The organism is Bifidobacterium polysaccharolyticum (assembly GCF_016101585.1).
GTDB lineage: Bacteria > Actinomycetota > Actinomycetes > Actinomycetales > Bifidobacteriaceae > Bombiscardovia > Bombiscardovia polysaccharolytica.
The window spans coordinates 562,636-582,743 of sequence record NZ_JACFQG010000001.1; the positions used below are offsets into that span (position 1 = coordinate 562,636).

At 55.4% G+C, this 20,108-nt stretch carries 13 protein-coding genes, 1 other RNA gene and 1 riboswitch; of the genes, 7 read left to right on the forward strand and 7 right to left on the reverse strand.

Features of this window, described 5'->3' with window-relative positions; all coding sequences use genetic code 11:
• Nucleotides 1–3: 3 nt before the first annotated feature.
• From H3T90_RS02285 to H3T90_RS02305, 5 genes are all read right to left on the reverse strand, one after another.
• The gene (locus tag H3T90_RS02285) at nt 4–3,150 is read right to left on the reverse strand and encodes an alpha-mannosidase (protein WP_144176829.1); all 3,147 of its coding nucleotides are present in this window, start codon (nt 3,148–3,150) and stop codon (nt 4–6) included.
• A gap of 30 nt (nt 3,151–3,180) precedes the next feature.
• Nucleotides 3,181–6,339 (reverse strand): alpha-mannosidase, encoded by a 3,159-nt coding sequence (locus H3T90_RS02290; protein WP_198229449.1) that lies wholly within the window; start codon nt 6,337–6,339, stop codon nt 3,181–3,183.
• A gap of 505 nt (nt 6,340–6,844) precedes the next feature.
• Nucleotides 6,845–7,069 (reverse strand): hypothetical protein, encoded by a 225-nt coding sequence (locus H3T90_RS02295; RefSeq protein ID WP_198229450.1) that lies wholly within the window; start codon nt 7,067–7,069, stop codon nt 6,845–6,847.
• A 416-nt stretch (nt 7,070–7,485) separates the two neighbouring features.
• Complete coding sequence (xylA, locus tag H3T90_RS02300) at nt 7,486–8,829, reverse strand: xylose isomerase (RefSeq protein ID WP_045935202.1); 1,344 nt, start codon at nt 8,827–8,829, stop codon at nt 7,486–7,488.
• 453 nt (nt 8,830–9,282) lie between these two features.
• Nucleotides 9,283–11,289 carry a glycoside hydrolase family 20 zincin-like fold domain-containing protein gene (locus H3T90_RS02305; RefSeq protein WP_198229451.1) on the reverse strand — a complete coding sequence of 669 codons (2,007 nt, stop codon included), beginning with the start codon at nt 11,287–11,289 and terminating at the stop codon, nt 9,283–9,285.
• A 409-nt stretch (nt 11,290–11,698) separates the two neighbouring features.
• Here H3T90_RS02305 and H3T90_RS02310 point away from each other — a divergent pair, with 409 nt between their 5' ends.
• The 5 genes from H3T90_RS02310 to H3T90_RS02330 all read left to right on the forward strand — a co-directional run bounded on the left by H3T90_RS02310 (nt 11,699) and on the right by H3T90_RS02330 (nt 15,284).
• Nucleotides 11,699–12,976 (forward strand): ROK family transcriptional regulator, encoded by a 1,278-nt coding sequence (locus H3T90_RS02310; RefSeq protein ID WP_198229452.1) that lies wholly within the window; start codon nt 11,699–11,701, stop codon nt 12,974–12,976.
• Complete coding sequence (locus tag H3T90_RS02315) at nt 12,966–13,865, forward strand: carbohydrate kinase family protein (RefSeq protein ID WP_198190622.1); 900 nt, start codon at nt 12,966–12,968, stop codon at nt 13,863–13,865. The genes H3T90_RS02310 and H3T90_RS02315 overlap by 11 nt, the downstream gene beginning before the upstream one ends.
• A 254-nt stretch (nt 13,866–14,119) precedes the next feature.
• Nucleotides 14,120–14,518, forward strand: a transfer-messenger RNA (tmRNA) gene (gene ssrA / locus H3T90_RS02320).
• A gap of 240 nt (nt 14,519–14,758) precedes the next feature.
• Nucleotides 14,759–15,013 carry a type II toxin-antitoxin system RelB/DinJ family antitoxin gene (locus H3T90_RS02325; protein WP_198190621.1) on the forward strand — a complete coding sequence of 85 codons (255 nt, stop codon included), beginning with the start codon at nt 14,759–14,761 and terminating at the stop codon, nt 15,011–15,013.
• On the forward strand, nt 15,006–15,284 hold the full coding sequence (locus H3T90_RS02330; RefSeq protein WP_198229453.1) for a type II toxin-antitoxin system RelE/ParE family toxin: 279 nt from the start codon (nt 15,006–15,008) through the stop codon (nt 15,282–15,284). The genes H3T90_RS02325 and H3T90_RS02330 overlap by 8 nt, the downstream gene beginning before the upstream one ends.
• 323 nt (nt 15,285–15,607) lie before the next feature.
• On the opposite strand, the gene H3T90_RS02335 is transcribed toward H3T90_RS02330, so the two are convergent.
• Entirely contained in the window at nt 15,608–16,942 is a 1,335-nt protein-coding gene (locus H3T90_RS02335) for an FtsX-like permease family protein (protein ID WP_198229454.1), read from the reverse strand.
• Nucleotides 16,943–17,250: 308 nt separating this feature from the next.
• Nucleotides 17,251–17,314, forward strand: a riboswitch (guanidine-III (ykkC-III) riboswitch).
• 135 nt (nt 17,315–17,449) lie between these two features.
• Between H3T90_RS02335 and H3T90_RS08855 the strand changes: the two genes are divergently transcribed.
• Together H3T90_RS08855 and H3T90_RS02345 are read left to right on the forward strand one after the other, a co-directional pair.
• Complete coding sequence (locus H3T90_RS08855; protein ID WP_232350489.1) at nt 17,450–17,638, forward strand: DMT family transporter; 189 nt, start codon at nt 17,450–17,452, stop codon at nt 17,636–17,638.
• Between the two features lie 68 nt (nt 17,639–17,706).
• A complete protein-coding gene (locus tag H3T90_RS02345; protein WP_198229455.1) occupies nt 17,707–18,225 on the forward strand; it encodes a GNAT family N-acetyltransferase in 519 nt (172 codons plus the stop codon).
• Nucleotides 18,226–18,441: 216 nt separating this feature from the next.
• On the opposite strand, the gene H3T90_RS02350 is transcribed toward H3T90_RS02345, so the two are convergent.
• Nucleotides 18,442–20,007 carry an oligopeptide:H+ symporter gene (locus tag H3T90_RS02350; RefSeq protein WP_198190616.1) on the reverse strand — a complete coding sequence of 522 codons (1,566 nt, stop codon included), beginning with the start codon at nt 20,005–20,007 and terminating at the stop codon, nt 18,442–18,444.
• Nucleotides 20,008–20,108 lie beyond the last annotated feature (101 nt).

Consider the following 20,108-nt stretch of genomic DNA (forward strand, 5'->3'; position numbering starts at 1 on the left):
AATTCATCCTTGAATTCCGGCTTTAGAAAGCCGAAGAGTAGCAATCTGGAAAGGTCCCAGATCAAGCCGAGCCCCCTCAGCAGCCCCCGGCTGTTTGAGAGCATCAGGCTCACCCTGATAGTGGCGGTCCCGCTCCAGCAAGTCGGTCTCATAGACCTGTGCCCCCACCATGGGCCCATTCACTGCAAGCGATGCAGATGCCGGTTGGCCTTTGGCCTCGTAGATACGCACTATCAAATCACCTGAGCCATCGTCAGCCATCTTGATCCAATCGACGACAGGCAAGCCCTGCACATTTTGCAGACCAATCAAGGGCTCCATATCAGGCACATCCTTCAACACTGGTGCATTGATTTCCGCAGCTGCAGCCAAGGTCGAATCCAGATCAGGACCAGGCACCAGAGCCCAATCAAACTCATGGTGGCCCAGATCTGCATGCGGGTCTGGTGCTTTTGGAGCACCTACCAAGGTCAGGCGTACCTGAGTGCCGACTTCCGGACCATTCTCTGGTCCATATATGGCGGACACATCGGATCCATAAGTCGACCCATTGACGATGCCAACGCCAAATTCTTCATTAGCTATGCGGACGAAACGATGCGTGCAACTCTCGAAACGTGCCTCATCACCCTCGGTATTCTTCACGATAGGACGTTCGATAAGGCCGAATTGTGTTTCATACTGGGCACGGTCTGCTCTGACAGCAAGCGGAAGAGCAACCTTGAGCAGCTTTTCCGGCACGAGCCAATCAACGTCAGCATGAAAATCAAGCTGTCTCAAACCTGGACGCAAACTGATGCTGGTTCGAATATTGCTGGCGCGGTATTTGTTGATCACATGGACGTGAACAGTACCGTCCTCGTCAGTCTTCACATCTTCGATTTGGCCTTGATCCAAATCAGAAACAGCCAAGAATGCATCGCGCTCTACATCCCAAGCATCAAAGACGCCAGGCTCATCTTTGAGTACCTGATAAAGCCCACAGGATTGGCCAGGTGCCACTATTTCTCTGCCGGTTGCCAGATCGCATATGGATGTCACTGCTCCAGATTGAGCAATGACAACGCGCAAAAGGCTGTTGTCCAGAATCAACTCGCTGTTTGCATTATGAGATACAGCGACGGCTGAAGCATTCCTGACTATTCCCTTTGCATTAACCGGACTCCAGGATGCCTGTCCCGATTCAGCTCGTCCGACCTGCATGATTCGCGCCTCAGGCCAAATTCTGGTCTTAGTAGATGCTTCGACCGCACGCAAGGCTTCGGCGGTCAACTCCCGCAGCCGGGCTATACCTTCTGCATACTCCTTGCGAGCCACGCGGTATATCCAGGCGATGCCAGATCCAGGCAAAATGTCATGGAACTGATTGAGAAGCAAGGTCTTCCAAATTCTGTCAAGCTCTTCTCGCGGATAAACATATTCCTCATTGACCAATTCGGCATAGGCACAACAATATTCCGCCATGCGCAGCCATGATTCCTCTTTGCGACAACCACGTTTCATGTCCTGCTGGGAGGTCAACGTCTTGCGATGGAGCTCGAGATACAACTCGCCTTTCCAAGTGGGCATCTCACTGCCAGCCTGGTCAGCCATATCGTGATAAGCCACGTCAAAGAAATGATCTGGATTGTCATATTCCACCCGAGGAAGGCCTTCGAAGCTACGAAGACGCGCAGCCCTCATGGTCATCTCTCTTGTTGGTCCACCACCGCCGTCTCCATAGCCGAACAGCAGAATCCCGTGATCCGACAGATCCTTATCCTTAAAATTCTGTTCCGCATAGTGCAGGTCCTTGGGGGACATGTCGGAATCGTACTTATCTGCTGGAGGGAAATGGGTGAAAATCCTGGAACCGTCAATCCCTTCCCACATAAACGAATGATGCGGCAATCGGGTCGTATCATTCCAACAGAGTTTTTGCGTCAGGAACCAACGTGCTCCCGACCGGCGAGCGATTTGGGGCCATGAACCTGAGTATCCAAAACTGTCCGGCAGCCAAACCCCATGGGTTTCAACACCGAACTTCTGCTTAAAATACCGTTGCCCATAAGAAAGCTGACGAATCAGCGACTCGCCTGAGGGAACCATTCCATCCGACTCGACCCACATGCCTCCTACAGGAATAAACCTTCCCTCCTGTACGTAGCGCTGCACACGTTTGAACAAATCCGGGTGCCGTTCCTCGAGCCAGGCATACTGCTGGGCAGAACTCATGACGTAGCAGAACTTTGGATCGTTATCCAGGAGGGTCAGCACATTGGCGATTGTCCGTCCTACCTTGCGTTTGGTCTCACGCACAGGCCAAAGCCAAGCTGAATCGATGTGAGCATGCCCCATGGCGGATAGCTGCAAAGCAGAAGGTGCAGAGGGTTTATTCATCACCGCTTCCAGCGTTTCACGCGCAGCAGGCAGGGTGGCTCTCACAGTCTCTTCATCAGCTCCATCAAAGATGTTCATGGAACGCTGTAGCGCCTTGGCCAGCTTCCAATACCGTGGCGAACCGGCATCCAACTGTTCTACAGCGCCGCTGACGATGTCGAGGTCTATCCAGTATTCATGGACTTCGTGATCATATTCGGCGATTTGCACCGATTCAAAGACGTAACGCTCATCCGCCTTGCCCGTGGGGGCATCGCCAAGACTCGTAACCGTGAAAGACGGGACGTTAGGATTGTATGCCGCTTCAACGTAGACAGTGAAGGCTCCGTCATGATCAACGACTTGGTCCGCCTTGCCTTGATCATCAACCAATGGAATCCAGTAGTTACGTGGATGGATGGCCTTGATTACCGAGCCATCAGGCCGATACACCATTCCTTCGATGTGTCCGCCAACTGGCCAATCCAGCCAACCCAGATTGAAAAGCAGTTCGATCGGGTGTCCATTGCCTGAGTTGCGAGGCAATTGGCCAGTCACTTTCATCCACGTCGTCCCCCATGTGGTGCCCCATGGCTCACCGACGGCAAGAGGGGTGAATGCCACACCCCCATGCCGTGCTTCATCAAGGAAGGTTGACGGATTCACCGGTTCCCCCGTATAACGAACAGCCTGTACATCGCACTGGGCGAGCACATGGTGGATATGAGGGCGTACCCGCTCATTCATGACCCGCTTGCAGCGATCAACCTCACGCTGTACTTTAAGCAACATAATCAATGACCCTTCATTGTTCTTTCGATCTTATTTGCCGATAATTTGTGGTTGGTGCAGTCTGAGGGTGGTGAATTGGAAGGGCATAAACTCCAGAGAGGCACCTTCAGCATTCACCTCACCTTTATCTACCAATCCATGACGCAAATCGTCAGGCAAGGGCGACTCCTCCAAGGAATCGGTCTCTCGTACCGTAGCCCCCTTCAACAACGGTCCCAGCCTCAGACGACCGCAGGCAGGGGAGGAATCAGGATCATATACACGAATCACCAGATCACCACTGCCATCGTCAGCCATCTTCATCCAGTCAATGACTAGCCTTCCGGAGATGGTGTCCAAACTCACCAGAGGCTCTGCGTCAGGCAGACCATCTGGGAAGACAGGAGCATTAAGCCGATAAGCTTGAGCTAAGACAGCGTTTTGGTCTTCGTTAGGGACCACGGACCAGGCAAACTCATGATGACCTCGGTCAGTGTCCGGATCTGGGAAAACTGGCGCAGAAAGCAGTGTCAGACGAACTAAAGTTCCTGCCTCCTTACCATGAGCCGGATCAGCTGGAATAGGTGTGGTATCGCCGCCATAGGTCGAGGCATTTACCACGCCAACGGCTAGATCGTCATCCCTAACCCGCACAAACCGGTGGGTGCAACTTTCGAATTGCGCCTCTTCAGCCGCATTGTTCTTCTGTATAGGCCGGTCAATGAATCCGTATTGACATTCAAACTGGGCATAACGTGCTTGGATAGCCAAGGGAAGATCCACTTTCAGCAACTGCTCATCCTGATGCCAGTCCACGGAAGCGGTGAAGTCCAGCCTCCTGGCCCCAGGCGACAGGCTGATGCCCGTAGTGATCCGCGTGTCACCGTGGGTTCGGACCACGTCCACCCCGGACTTCTTCGCAGTGATCTGAACAGGGTCATCCACCGGCATGGCGGTAAGCAGGGCGTCACGTTCCAAATCCCACGCATCCCACATAGTGGGCTCATCCTTGAGCAGTTCGTAGCCACCCATTGTTGAACCCCTGGGAATCAGCTCTCGTCCGGAAACGACATCCAGCAAGGAGTGGACTGTGCCATCAGTCCCCACAACCGCCTTGATAAGGCCATTGTCGAGAATATATCCCTGGTCGTTGGCAGAAACTTGGACCATAGCTGTTGGTCCGCCTGCCTTGGGCACTGACGGTACAGCCCGCCAAGCGTTATTCCCATCAATATCCATGGGGTTTATTAGCGCAGAAGGTACGCGTTCGATTTCCTTCTGTGCTCTGGTAACGACGCTGGCGGCCTCTTGACCGATTTCTCTCAAGCGATCAATGTCACGCTGATAATCCTCGCGAGCGAGTCGATGAACCCAAGAGATGGCTGAACCGGGCAGAATGTCGTGGAATTGGTTCAGCAGCAAAGTTCGCCAGATTTGATCCAGCTCAGCGTGAGGATAGTCATAATTCGCATCAGCCAGGGAAGCATAAGCGCACAGGTACTCCACAGTACGCAGCATTGCTTCTTCCTGCCGGCAGCCACGCTTCATATCCTGCTGGGAAGTCAGTGTCTTACGATGGAGCTCCAGGTAGAGTTCGCCTTTCCAGACCGGCATCTCTCGACCAGCGCGTTGATGAATCTGTTTACAGGATTCACGGAAGAAATCATCCGGAGTCTCATAACGTGCCTTTGCAACACCTTCCACATCACGCAGACGGTCAAACCGACCCAGCATTTCGCGAGTAGTGCCGCCGCCTCCATCACCATAGCCGCACAGGACTATGGCTCTATCGGAGAAGTCTTTGTCCTGGTAGTTTTCTTCAGAATGATTAAGCTCCCGGGCAGTCATGCTTGAGGAGTAGGTATCCATCGGTGGAAAGTGAGTGAATATAGGCGTGCCATCGATACCCTGCCAGTCAAAAGTATGATGAGGGAACTTTGTAGTGTCATTCCATGAGATCTTTTGCGAAAGGAAATAACGCATGCCAGCACGCCGGGCAATTTGAGGGAACTGGCCCGTATAGCCGAAACTGTCAGGCTCCCAGACTACATCGGTATCTACGCCTAAATGCTCACGATAGTAGCGTTTTCCATAGCTGAACTGGCGTGTCAATGATTCACCCGCTGGCAACATCCCATCAGATTCGACCCACATGCCACCCACAGGAATGAAGCGTCCCTCTTTGACGCGACGCAAAAGGCGAGCAAACAGATCTGGATGATCAGCCTCAAGCCAGGCATACTGTTGTGGGGAACTCATTACATAGATAAAATCGGGATCTCGCTCCATCAGCGCCAGCATATTAGAGACTGTACGGGCTACCTTTCGGCGAGTTTCACGCTTGGGCCAAAGCCAGGCCGAATCAATGTGTGAATGACCTACTACTGCATGATCCAAACTGCTTGACACAGCCGGCAGGCTGAGTTCTTCGGCCAGGGCCGTACGGGCCTGCTGCAGACTAGCTGCATCACCCTCCCGATAGCTGTTCAAGGAAGTCTGCAGGGCCTTACCCAGCCTCCAATAGCGTGGCTGCTTGGGGTCGCACTCCCGGATGATCTGGCTGACCGCTTCCAGATCCATGGCATAGTTCCACATCTCATAATCGAAATGACAGACATCCAGCTGATTCAGAGCGTTAGGCTCGTCGGCTCGGCCCGTGGTGCCTTCACCCAAACGAGTCTTAACGAATGGAGGAACTCCGAGTATGAGCGGGTTGCAGGCTGCCTCCAGATAGAGGGTAAAAGTGCCATCGGACCTGATAAGCGAAGGTTCTTCATCAATGGCTGACCCTTTCCAGTCTCTGCCATCAAGGGGAATCCATTTATTCTTCGGGTTAACGGCTTTAATTATGGAACCATCGGGGCGGTAAGCCTCTGCCTCGTAGTGGCTCCCCGGTGAGTCTGGCTGCCACCCAAGGTCCACGATTAGTTCCAACGGGGTTTCATCGCGGTGATCCTGGTCAATGCTTCCTGAAATTTCCATCCAAGTGGTCCCCCAGGTGGTCCCCCAGGATTCGCCTACGGCCATGTGCTCAAAGGGAATATCTCCTTTAGCCAAGCGAGTGAAGAAGTCCTGGGAAGCAATAGGCTCGCCAGGGATCCGGTAGGCCCTGACATTGCAATGGCCAACCGGCCGATCGACATAAGGCAACAGTCGTTGCCTCATGACTCGATCACACCTGTCGAGTTCACGCCCCACGTTTAGCTGCATCCCGCAAACCTCCTCGTTTCAGCCGATTCAACATTGATAACTAAAGCGGTTTAGTTAAATTGTAGCACGATTCGCAGAGAAGCAATGACTCACACGATAAAACCCGATAATCCAGGCTGATAACCCAAATTGCCGGCGTGTCGTCAAAGGCTGATGATCAAACGGAGAAAAGTCAGAGCAATCACTAATCTTCAGACTACTGTCTAAGGTGCAAGTAGACAGCGCTCGAACACAGACAATGCCAATGAAAAACCCATTGGCGCAACTCGACTGTCGGTACACAATTGAGATACCGGTGCCTTTTCCCCTGTTCAAGTTTGAAGATACCTTTGACGAGTCTTGTCTTTCGTACCAGAAGGAGATCTACCTTATGAATCGAATCACAGATCCGTCACTGTGTAAAACTATTTCATTGTTTTACTTGACCAAATCCTTTTGGTAGACTTTCAGCATGTATTTGAAGCAGGCTCAGCCTTCATAGGTCTTGTCGATTGTATTGTTCACGCTAGAGTTGACGCAGACCCGATAAAGCTGGAATTGCCAGACAAAGCGAATACTCTTGAATTTTGATTAAAGTCCTCATTAACTCGTTGACCATCGAAATAGTCTGCCCCTCCATGAAGTCCTGAGCATTCAAATCTTTGAAAGCGCTGGCAAAGGCTCCTGAAACTATGGCGAGATTAATGAATTCAAAGAAATCAATCGGCCGCTTGCCAAAACCGGCAGACATTGCCAGTTGTTTAGTCCTGGCATACGGCGCTCACCGGCAGCCTCTCGATGTATTCGGGAGGCGCGGCCGACAAGACCGTGGCCACGTGAAGACTTGGAACCGAGGAGCACTCACATTGAGCCATTTAGGCTGGGATTCGACTGGTTGGCGGCCTAGATAAATTCCTGACTGGGGTCGTCGCGCCATTGCATGGAATTAGCAACGGCGGCATCTGCTTACTTAATGCAGACCCCGGGAGGCACCATTGGCACGCCTGACATTGCCAGCATTCTTAACTTCAGTCAACGATACGAGGACCAAATATGACTTGTCCTAATTCATCGCGAACCTGCAGGCACAACACCTCAAATAAGAAAATTCGGCCCCACACAGTGCCAGGAGCATCGCATGAGGCCGAAGACAGAATTTTCTTATGCTCAGGCCTGGGCCAGAGCCTCGACGATGTAGTTGTTGATGGTGGCCTTGACCACTTCAAGGTGGTCGGACTTGTCGGCGGCGATCAGTTCCGCCTGTGGCTTGTCAAGGCTGTACTCCTCCAGGGAGGCCAGCGTGGCTGTGCCGTCCTCAACAGTGGCGCCGATGCCGGATTCGAAGGAGGAGTAGCGCTCCTGCTGTAGCTGCTCGATATAACCATCCTCATGCATCTTGGCAGCGACCAGAAGACCAGCGGCATAGGTGTCCATGCCCACGATGTGGGTCCTGAAGAGGTCCTCAGGCAGGAAGGAGGAGCGGCGCGGCTTGGCATCAAAGTTCAGGCCTCCGCGGGGCCCGATGCTCCCATTGGCCAGCACCTCCCACATGACGGCGGTGGCATCGTAGAGGTCCGAGGGAAATTCATCCATGTCCCAGCCGATCAGCTTGTCGCCCTGGTTGGCATCCAGGGATCCCAGGAATCCAGCCTCTCGGGCCACGCGGACCTCATGCTGATAGGTGTGCATGGCCAGGTTGGCGTGGTTGCCCTCGATGTTGAGCTTGAAGTTATCCTGCAGGTCGTAGGTGCGCAGGAAGTTGATGGTGGTGGCCGCGTCGTAATCGTACTGGTGGAGGGTGGGCTCCTTGGGCTTGGGCTCGATCAGGAACTGCGCGTCGAAGCCGATCTCCTTGGCGTAGTCCACGCACATATGGAAGAGGGCGGCCATATGGTCCTGCTCTTCCTTCATTCGGGTGTTCCAAAGGGATTCGTAGCCCTCACGACCGCCCCAGAAGACGTAGTTCTCAGCACCGAGCCGCTTGCCGATCTCCAGGCTGTGCTTGAGCTGGCCTGCCGAATATGCATAGATATCAGCGAAAGGCGAGGTGCCGGCACCGGCCTCGAAACGAGGGTTGGTGAAGAGCGACGAGGTGTTCCATAGTAGCTTGACGCCCGTGTCCTTCATGGCGGCCTCGATGCGGTCGATCACCTTGTCAAGATTGGCATCGGTCTCGCGCAGGGTGTCGCCCTCGGGAGCCAGGTCACGGTCGTGGAAGCAGAAGAACTCGACCCCCAGCTTGGTGAAGAGCTCGAAGGCGTAATCCACCTTGGCCAGCGCCTGATCCATGGGATCGGTGTAGCGGTAGTAGGGCCTCTGAGCGGTGGGATCGCCAAAGGGATCCACCAGACCCTGGTTGAAGGTGTGCCACCAGGCCACGGCGAAACGCAGCCAGTCCTTCATAGGCTTGCCGGCCACCACCTTGTTCTTGTCGTAGTAGCGGAAGCCCAGGCCTTCCTTGACGCCCTGGCGACCCACATATTCGATTTTGTCAACGTCCCACAAACCCATCCGAAATGCTCCTTTGCCTATTGCATTTGCCTTTACAGCGTTTACAGGGGAGGAAACCAATTCCTGCCTCCTGAGCAACAAGAGTAGAGGGATGAATCGATTTTGTCAATTCGTTGAATTATATAGAAGCGGTATCACTCCCCCTAGTACCACTCAGCTGATTTCAAGAAGCTCCTTCGCCGTATAAGACCCAGTGCTCAACAAGCACCCGACGACAAAAAACCGAACTCGTCTTGGTAGGACAATTATCCTGTCGGTTTTAAGCTTTGGCATAAAACCGGCCAAAGCTTAAAACCGGCAGACGAGGCACAGACCATTTTCCTGGCTCGAGATTTATGCAATCCTAAGACTTCGTGCAAGAAACGTCCAAAAAGCCGCAGAGCCATGCTCTACTCATTGATGATCATTCTCGCGCTCTTCCCGCCTTTCGATATGAACTCGCAATCGATCCGATCAGGAGTTCGCTCCCTTCCGAAGAGTGTCGGCGAAGCCCCAAATCACAGAGGCGATCCTTCCCAACTCTGATTCCCGACTGACCTGACGCCAGACCGTAGCGTAAGACTCAAACCAGATCTCAAAAGCATCGGCCAGGCCCCGATCGCCTTCTGCATCCGGAGCTCCAGGCAGAACGCCATAGCGAACGGCCAGACTACGACCCAGTGCGTTAAAGAGGCGTTGACCATGGACAGCTATCAACTGAGCCTGCAAAGTTCTGCGCGCATCAGCCCGGCATCCGGCGGCCGCCCTGCCCATGCGTACAGCCGCGTCGACCAGCAGAGCGTCACGCTGATCCACCTGCTCAAGACGAATGCGCAAAGCCTTAAGCAGGCTCCGTCGAGCTTCGTCGAGATCGGCAGACGAATCCAGTGCAGGCACGCCTGCGCCCGGCAATGTAGAGGCCACATCCTGGTTGAGGCCCCCATGTCCGTCATCAAGCTCCCAGTAACGCACCATATCGTCCCAGCCGAAGACCGCACTGGAGCCAGCTTGGATCAGTGCCGGCAGATAGTCCCCCGCCGCATCCCCATAGACCAACAGGCCCAGATCCCTGTCCACCCGGTCTCGATCATCGTCATTGGGGTTCCAGAAGCACTGCGCAGCGTAGGCCATGCCAGGCAAGCTCATGCGCGGATCGTTGATGTGCCCGTAATCACCCCAGTCGGTGACCATGGCTCCAACGGCACCGTACTGGATCCCATATTGACTCAGACGGCTGATGTTCTTCCAGGCATTGTCGATTCCAGGAAGGAGAAGATTCCAGGCATGAACGGCCGAGCAGACTACCTGTCGGGCCCCCGTCGAGGCTACAAGGGCAACCTTGTCCGGTTCCACCTGCGGGTCATAGAGCCAGTTGAGCAGCGTACAGTCCTCGGGCAGCCTGTCCAAGATTCTGGGCATGGACACAGCGACATCGCCCCAGAACATGGGATGGCGACCCTGCCCATGCAGGTGATCGCACAGGCTAATCAGATAATCGGCATACATGTCAGCAGGATCCTTGCTGGAACCATCCTTCCGCGAACGCCCCTTGCCCAGATCGAAGGTCTCATCTCCGCCGATATTGAAGTTACGCGTACGCATAAGCGGCGCATAGGCGTCAATCAGCCCAGTGGAGAATGCCAGGGCCTGTGGATGGTTGACATTGATGGTGTGATGCTCCTGGCGCTCTATAAAAGAGTAGGGCCGGTCCGCCTGCTCGGGAAACTCGCCCAGATCCCTGAATCCGCGAGTGCGAAGGCTGGTGTAATGGTGGCCGAAGGTGGAAATCGAAGGCACCAACTCGATGCCCAGGCGGGCGCAATAGTCATCGAAGTCGGTGATCTGCCCGGGCTCCAGAGGGCTTGTGCCCCTCCAGGCCTCGCTCATGCCCGGGAAAGCCATGGTGTGCTCAATGTAGAGCTGCAGCTGATTGAACTTATACAGGGCCAATATGTCCGCCCAGTGCCGCAGCCATTCCATGGTGGGCACCCGACCGCGGGTCACATCCAGACTGTAGATGCGCGTTGGATAGGCGGGGCGGTCCTGAATGTGCAAGGCGGGAAGCACCGGACCGCATTGCATGATGACCTGGCGGAGGGTCTGTACCCCCCATCGCAGTCCCTGACCGTCGCCGCCGCGGACATCCACGATGGGGCGGCGCTCCCCCTGATCGGCGATGCTCAGAAGATACTCTTGAGGACCAAGTTTTTGGTCCAGGTCCAGACTGATTGCGCCAGTCCAAGCCCCCCCTCGCGAATGATCCCAGACCATACCCGTAGCCTGCTTGATGGTATCTGTCAACTGGTCGCTGAGGACGGAAGCCAGCTCCTGGTCAACTGCTGAACCGCAGACAATTCTGCCCGCCACTGGCAACAGCAGCTGACCCCGATCCCTTTGCATGTGAAGCGGCCGGGGAATCAGGGCCAGCGGCCGCTCCTTCGACGGATCGGCGACGGTGTCGATGCCATTATCAAGACTCATGATCCATACCTTTCGTGCAATAGACTGATGCCACTGACGACCGCGTCGTTGACATGCTCCAGCCATGACCATCGATGGCCACCTCATCAGTCTACCCATAAGCCGGAGACGAGAAGAGGTGCCGGCGTTTAGGGCGAACGGGCACCGTCAGAGCCCAATATCCACCGCACAAGCAGCTCGCTTAGGACTGCGAGCCTACAAGAACCTACTATCCATCGCACTGGTGAAGAAGTAGAGGCTGATGAACTTCTTGGCTGCGATGAAGCGGCCAACGACGGGATTGTCTTGTCGAGAAACCTTGAACAACTTTGAAAGTTTGTGAAAGGATAATAAACAGTGTTAATATATAAACGTTGTTCATAAAGTGCACGAAGATCGTGAGACTGTACTACTCAAGGAGGAGGTCGACATGCGCGGCAGTCCATACGCCAGCACACCAAAGGCCCTCTCCGAACTCAATCAGTCACGCATCGTCCAATATCTGCATCAGCACGGCACCAGTTCACGAGCCCAGATGGCACGGGACCTCAACCTGACGCCGGCGGCCGTAGGCAAGCTGGTGGCCCGCCTAATCAGCTTGGGCCTAATCAGCGAGACCGGAAGCATGGACTCAGAGGGCGGCCGTCGATCCATCGGCCTGGCCCTGAACGCCGACCGCTACCAGGTCATCGGAGTCAAGTTCGCCCGCAGTTTGGTCAGCATCGGACTCTTCGACATCAGCGGCCATCTCCTGGACTCGGAGGAGCTGCCCCCCGTCGATCCCGATGACATCCCCGGCACAGTAACTGAAGTCAGAACGCGAGTGAGAAAACGTCTGGAGACAAACCCCACCATCGTGGCCGTGGGCATGGCTGTGCCGGGCCCCTACCTGCGAGAAACCGGCCGCATCGCCCTGGTTACCAGCATGCCCGGCTGGCGTGGCGTGGACTTTATACACGAATTCGGCCAGGCTTTCCGCGTACCCACCTTCATCGAGCAGGATGCACGAGCTGGCGCGCTGGCCCAGAGCCTCTTCGACCCCCGCGTGAGCGCTTCCAGCATGGCCTACTTCCTGGTGGGCGAAGGCGTGGGATTAGGAGTCATAGACAGAGGCGCCCTGGTGGACGGAAGCCAGGGAGCGGCCACCGAAATCGGCCACGTCAGCATCGACCTGAATGGCCTGTCCTGCGAGTGCGGCAACCGCGGCTGCCTGGAATGCTACTGCTCGGCGGTAGCCATCCACCGCCGCATGTGCCAGCCGGATATGCGGGATCACTTCCCTGGAATCGAGACCATGACCCACGCCAAGGCCTGCACAAGTCTGTTCGACCAGGCCCGCTCGGGCCAGCAGGTCGCCCGGACCTTGGTGGATCAAATAGCCGACTACGTGGGCTATGGCTGCGTGACCATCGTCAACGCCTACAACCCTGCTCAAATCATCATCGGAGACATGGTGGCCGCCGCTGGTTCCCGCCTACTGGAACGAGTTCGAACCATAGTATCCCAACGCGCCCTGCCCGGCTTGCGCGAGCACACGCAGATTCTGCTCTCCCGTCTTCCAGCCGATGCCACACTGACCGGAGCCGCTGCGGTGGCGGCCAGCCAATTTTTGGAGCACCCGGCCAGCATGGGCCGCACAACTGTGAAATCAGCAAACACAAGGCGGGCACATCGCCCGTCGTCAGGAAAGGAACACCATGACCAGTAAACCCGTGGTCCTCAGCATCGGCGAGATCCTCTGGGACGTCCTGCCAACAGGCAAGCGGGCCGGTGGAGCACCGGTCAACTTCAGTTATCATGCCGCAAAGAACGGGGCGGAAGGCTATGCCTTCAGCGCCGTGGGCCGGGACGACCTGGGCCGGGAGCTTGAGGAGGCGGTCCAGAAGGCCGGCGTCGATGCCTTCCTACAGCACAACGACCACCCCACCAGCACCGTCGAGGTCCAGCTGACCGAGGGCATCCCCCAGTACGTCTTCAAGCCTGATGTGGCCTGGGATCATCTGGAATACACGGATGACCTGGCCGGGCTGGCCAGCAAGGCCGACGCCGTCTGCTACGGCACGTTGAGCATGCGCAGCAGTGGGTCCCGCGAAACCTGCCTGCAGGTCCTGCGCCACACCAAGAGCCATGCCATGCGCTTCTTCGACATCAACCTGCGCGGCACCTTTTACAGCAAGGATCTAATCCAGGAACTGCTGGACATGGCCACGGTTTTCAAGCTCAACGACGAGGAACTGGTCACCCTGCGCGACATGTTCCACATTCCTGGGGCCACCGACGACGAGCTCTGCAGCTGGTTCATGGACCAGTGGCATCTGGACACCATCGTGCTGACCGCCGGCAGCGACTACAGTACAATCTACCTGGCGGATGGGCAGTCCTCACACCTGCCTACGCCTAAAATCACTGTGGCCGACACAGTCGGGGCCGGCGATGCCTTCTCCGGCACCTTCGCAATCAACCGCCTATTGGGGGCCTCCCTGACTCAGGCCCACCGGGCTGCAGTCAACACCGCTGCCTTCGTCTGCACCCAGCAGGGCGCTTGGCCCGAATATCCTGAGCATATCCCCGACTATCTAGGCCAGCAGGGCCAATGAGTCCTGTCCTTGAGCATGACTGTGGTCCCGCCAGGTCGAGCCGTCAATGCCGACAGGACGGGACCAAACTTATATCTACGGAATTGAGAATTTACCGGATGCCGATGAGCTGCCACGCGTCGACAGGACTCTGCGGCTTGACTAGGATCCAAGACAATGCCCAGGGAGAAGCGGGAATATCCACAGCGTCCATCTGTTGTATACTGACGAGGCTGGTCCGGAATGGCACCAGCGGAGCTTGATAATTCAAGATTGGGGCTGATCGGTTTCGACGGTGACCTGTTCGTCGCAGGGAAGCGTGCCGAGAACGCGGGGGTCCGCTCGTTAATGTCCTCCCGCAAACAACAAGTGCTAAATCTAACCGCACTGAGTTCGCTCTCGCTGCCTGAGCTTCGCGCCAGGATTAACCAGTGAGCAGCTGCTCCGTTCACTCCCCTTCGCCTTCGGGGGGATGCTGAGCGTCATTAAGAAGACTTGCCTGGACTGCCGCGCCACAGGGCGGTTCGGGGACTTTTTCTGCGGCTATGCCCGCCACCGGTTGTCTGCGACACAGGTGGGGGCAGACAGATAGCCACAAAGGCCAGCAGACTACGCACGTAGAAGACTGAGGGTGCGGTCACCGGACCGGGGTTCAATTCCCCGCAGCTCCACAAGACAAGGGCCAGCCGAGGCAACTTGGCTGGCCCTTGTCATACCGTTTTACAGTTCAAGGATCCATCTTTCCGGATTACTTTGTACATCACACTGTCAATAACCTTACTCATGAATCTCAGGCCATCCTCGTTTCTTTACTTGCAGTGTTTAAATGACTCCAAGGTAACTCCATCCGGAGCAATAATGATATAATTTTGGAGCTAAGACAAATAATTGAGCAATTGAAGCAGGCGAAAGCAATGAAAGAGACAGCGAGAATTCAAATTCGCACCAGCGAGGATATGAAACGTCGGGCCTCACAGCTTTTCGAAGACCTAGGCCTTGATCTCGGCACGGCAATTAACATGTTCCTCTCTCAGTCGTTGCGCGAGGGAGGGCTTCCATTCCGCTCCCAACTTTCCAAATTTGACAGGGAAATGGAGGAAGCCGAGGCTTCACCGGTCACTCACGTGGGTGATGCAGAGAATATGAAAGACATCATCCATCATGTATGAGTTTGCATATACGCAAAAATTCCTGCGTGATGTCAAGAAAATCAAGAAGAAGCATTTCGACTTAAGCAGGCTCGATCAAGTGCTCGACGATTTGGCTAACTACAATTCAGCACTGCTTAAACGTAAATATCGAAAGCACCAGTTGAAAGGACGCTGGTCCGAATACGAGGAACTACATGTCGACGCAGACTGGCTCCTAGTGTACAAGCGCGATAAGAATCGAATGGTTCTTACCTTGATGACCACCGGCAACCACGACCAAACACTGTGACATAAGTGAAAGTCTCGGCAATCAAGCCTTGTTCCGACCCACACGACTCACTGTACTCGATACACAAATTTGACCGCTAATTGTTTATCTACTCCTATGTTAAAGGTTAACCGTCCACAGGATCTCCTAAAGAATAACTTGCCATAATGGCGATACTCATCTTCGAGCATCCAGCATGTATTTATCGTATTGACCTGTGTTGGCCTATACGACAAGGAACTGCCCGTTGATGAATATGCCACACACAGCCATGGCCGAAATCAATGCTTGGCAAGACCGCTCAATTACACATCGCGGACCCAACAATTAAAGCTCACTGCCGATCATTCGCCTATAGCGCCTTGCAAAATGGCCATGGGCGAGCGCTTCAAAGCAGGCCGCGCCGTCAGCATGGTCGCCAGTGACCCGACAATGATGATCGGCAACCCGCATATAAGGAAGAACTGCCAAGGAAAGACTATGGACAAAGTGTGGACAAGAGGCCAGTAGACCGTAGCTGTGCTTAGTCCGACCAGTCCGGTGCCGCCTGCTGCGATGATAATGCCTGTAGTCATCACGATGGTGCCGTCCAATGTGGATATAGCAGTAAGCTGCTGCGGGTTTGCCCCAGCGATTGACAGGAGCGCCAGATCGAGGTCACGATCCCGAGCGGCGATGGCGAACCCCGCGATCACGCCGACCAGGGCGACCAGCAGCGCTGCCCAGAAACCATAGAGCAACTCCAAAGTCCCGCCCGCTGTGGCACTCGGTATTCCCGGCACCTTGTTCATAGCGACGGTACTGGTGCCTCCGGCAGTCAGCAGACCGCCGACCAGAAACATGCAGGCGGTCAACGCTATGACCGTTGAACCGAATGTCGTGTCTTTGCTTCTGACCACAGCCTGTGAACGCGCTACCCGCCAGACGGCAGACGATGACGGCACCAGAGCAGTCCAGAGTTGAGTGACCCTGCCTATAACCGGCCCACCAGCGCGAGCCAAGGCTATCAGCAGCAAGAGAATGGCGAAAAGCGGTCCACTTCCAACGGCACTTATGACCGCCCGGACTTGCTTAGGATCCAAGGACCCAGAGTCGCTGTGCGAAAGATAGGCAAAGACAGGCAACGGCAATAGCAGCAAGGCCAGCCCAAGGAAAAGGGCCACAAGACCACGTCCATGTCTCGGCCGTTCAACCGATTCGCTCTCCTCAGCACGGTGCACCATCCGGACTGGTGTCATCTTCCTCAAATCCCGCAATGTCCGGCTGGTCGCCAAGACGGCCGTGGCCAATCCCACTGCAAGACCAGTCAGGGCAGACCTAGGAAAACCGCGCCAGGTAAAAGCGAAATGTACCGGCATTCGCATCCCGGTGGAATACCAATCGAGGATCCTTACAGCCAGCGCAGGTGAAAGAGCCACGGCAACAAGGGAGGCCGGCAGAAGCAAAATCATCACCTGCAAAAGCGTAAGCACCAGGACCTGCTTAGGCGTAGCTCCCAGCAGCGAGAGAAGGGCCAGCCCCTGCCGACGTTGGCGAATTGATGCCTGCAGGGTCTGCTTGATCACCAGACAGCCGAGCACAATGACCGTGAGGAAGACCAGACTCAGAGCCGAAGCCAAGCTCTTAGCAGGATCCCTGGTCTTGACCGACAGACCTTGGTAATAGCTGTTGATTCCCATGCTCACACTCATGGCACAGAGCAAGGTTTGTGTGACCACAAGAACGATAAAGACGCCAGCCCAAATGCCGCTATTGGCTTTCAGATCACGTAAGGCCCAAGTCATGATTCATTCACCTGCCACATCCTCGTGCGTACACTCTGCCAGTTCCTTATATGTATATGAATAGCCGATCGACACAGAAGACAACATCCGGCAAACCCCTGAAACGACCCTGAACTAACCCTGATTCCTTCTTACAATGGACCGTTGGCCACTCCACCTGCTTATTCATGTATCAGAGTGTTACCCTCGTGCTATTTTGATGCTCAGAATCTGATTCAGGTTCCCGGACGATGGTCAGGTACCCGGACAGCGACAAGACTTGCCGAAAGGGAACCATGTCCTCGTGGATCGTACTCATACTCGCCGGCATCTGTGAATCGGCCTGAGCAACCGCCTTAGGCAAGTCTCAAGGCTTTACCAAAGTCGTCCCCGACATCTTTTTTATCGTGGGATTGATCTCAGATGGTTGGTCTGGCCTTTGCCATGCACAGCATCCCTACCAGTACAGCCTACGCGGTCTGGGTCGGCATCGGAGCTGCCTTGACTGTCCTCTACGCCATGGCTACAGGATCGGAGCCAATTTCGCTTGCCCGAATTCTGCTCATCATCGGCTTGGTCGCCTGCGTGTTCGGGCTCAAGATCGTCAATTGAGAATAATGCCCCATCAGCACAGATATATCCCAACAACAAACAAACTCAAGAGGAAAGGAGTCGCCATCATGACCGCAGTAATACGGCAATGCACCTCGGATGATGCCGGGCTGATACGTTCCATGGGCATGATCACCTTCCGTGACACCTTCGCCGCCGACAACAGCCGGGAGAACATGGACGATTACCTCCGGCACTCCTTCTCCCCCGAACTGGTCAAGTCGCAACTGTCTGAACCCGAATCCGTTTTTATGCTGGCCAGCGTGGGCGGCACTCCCGCAGCCTACATGCAGCTCAACATTGGGAAGGCCCAGACGGAGCAGTTCGGTGATACTTCCATGGAGATCGAGCGGCTATACGTTCTATCAGACTTCAAACGCCAGGGACTGGGCACCATGCTGGTCAATCAGGCCTTCGAACGAGTCAGGAACCGGGATCTGAGCACAATCTGGTTGGGCATATGGGAGCGCAATGAACCCGCTCAACGTTTCTACCAAGCCATGGGCTTCAAACGGACCGGCGAGCACACATTCACCTTGGGCACAGACATTCAGACCGACTGGATTATGACCGCAGCGGTCAATTGATGGCTACCTCTGTGCAAACACGAGGCACCGGGTGCCGCTTTAGAAATCGGCGATACCCGGCATCACCAACCCCAAGCACAAACTTGCGCGTCTGACGCCCGAATCAGGGCAATCGGCCCTGACCCGAGCACCAGACGCGCAGGTCATTCATACACACAACTGTCATGTATCACGGTTCCCTGCAGAAGACCGATCCTCCGGCAGGGAACCAGTTGCTCAATCCGACATGACCGTCGCGTCGATCTTGCCTCGGAAGAGCATGACCGCCACAGCCACGACAATTTCAATGATGCCGATGATCAGCATCAACGGCAGCTGCTGGTCCAGGGTGGTCAGTTTGCCATAAACCAGCAGCATGATAGCCGTGCCGATGGCAGCTGACAGAGTGAAAGCGGTCTGCATCTGTGTCTCATAGGACTTGGGGGCTATGGCCGCTACAGTCGAGTTGGCTGCAACGCCGTAGGGGAAGCCGCCGAAGTTGGAGACCACATAGTAGAGCAGCAGCCAGAGCACGGAATATCTAGCCGTATGAGGATTGAGCACCACAGTGGGAACGATCAGCAGCAAATTAGAGATGCCGAAGAAAGCGAATCCGAACCAGAGACGGTTGGTGGACTTCCAACGCTTGCCCGTGTCGGTCAGCCAGAACCAGCTGAAGAAGATGCCGGCCAGCATGGCGATGATGCCCACGAGAGTGTTGAAGGAGCCCGGCGCGATTTCAATACTGCCGAACTTTCTGTTGATCCGCTGGTCCAGGAACATGAGCAGGGTGGTGCCCTGAATGGCGTAATCCACCCCTGCAACAATCTGCATGATCACGATGGGTACGAAGGCCTTGAGCCGACGACGCTCCACACCGACGATTCTCTTGGAACGCCAGATGACCAAGAAGAAGGCGATGGCCACCACGAAGGTGCAGGAGCTGACCGTATTGGCCAGCGCATTGACGCTGATCTTGTGGGTGACAAGAAGGACGGCGATGAACAGGCCGATTACCACCAGCACACCCAGGGCACCCCATCCGTAGCGTTTACGCTCCTGGCTGTTGAGCGGGCGTGAGGGCTTGGAGCCCAGCGAACCGAAGAAACGATTGCCCGGCACGCCGATGATGGCGGCGTAAATCAGCGCGGCTACTGCTCCGATGGCGAATCCGTAATGATAGTTGAGCAGACCGAGCTGAGCAGAGATGATTGGGGTGATGAACCCGGCGATGTTGTTGGCAATGGCGTGAATGGCGAAAGCGCCGTCACGACGGTTGTCCTTGCGGTGGAAGAGCATGCCGGTCAGCGAGGCGTTCGAAGCCCCCATGATGGGTAGGTTCATGAGGATCATGCCCACGATGGCCATGGCTCGGCCCTGACCGATCGAGAATGCCGGAATGGCCAACAGCCCGCAGGACAGTCCCTTGACGATGTTGCCGATGACCAGGGCCTTGCGCGCACCGAACACCCTATCCGCCAGCCAGCTGCCCACGATGCCGAACATGGAATTGATGGCCGCAACGATGGCTATAAGCTGTGCTGCCTCCCCCTGGCTGAATCCCAGACCCTGGGTCCAAGGCTTATAAAGGTAGTAGATCGTCACGGCCCCATAAGAGGCCCAACAGATCGAATTGAAGAAATTGCCGGCTGCCAGGGCACCGATGCCCTTGGGGTAGCCGAAGAAGGAGCGGTCCGCTCTCAGCTGGTTCAGCTCCTCCTCCTGTCGTCGGTCAACCTTGAGGCCGGATTCATCGACCACAATGTCCGGTTGTTCGCCGCCGTTTTCCGTTGGTGTTGCCATACGTTTCTCCTCGCTTCTCACTGGTGCCTACCCTCGTTGTGCGGGCACCCCTTTGCTCTGCGTGGAACCACAGGCTGTTCCACTCTGAACCGTAAATCCTC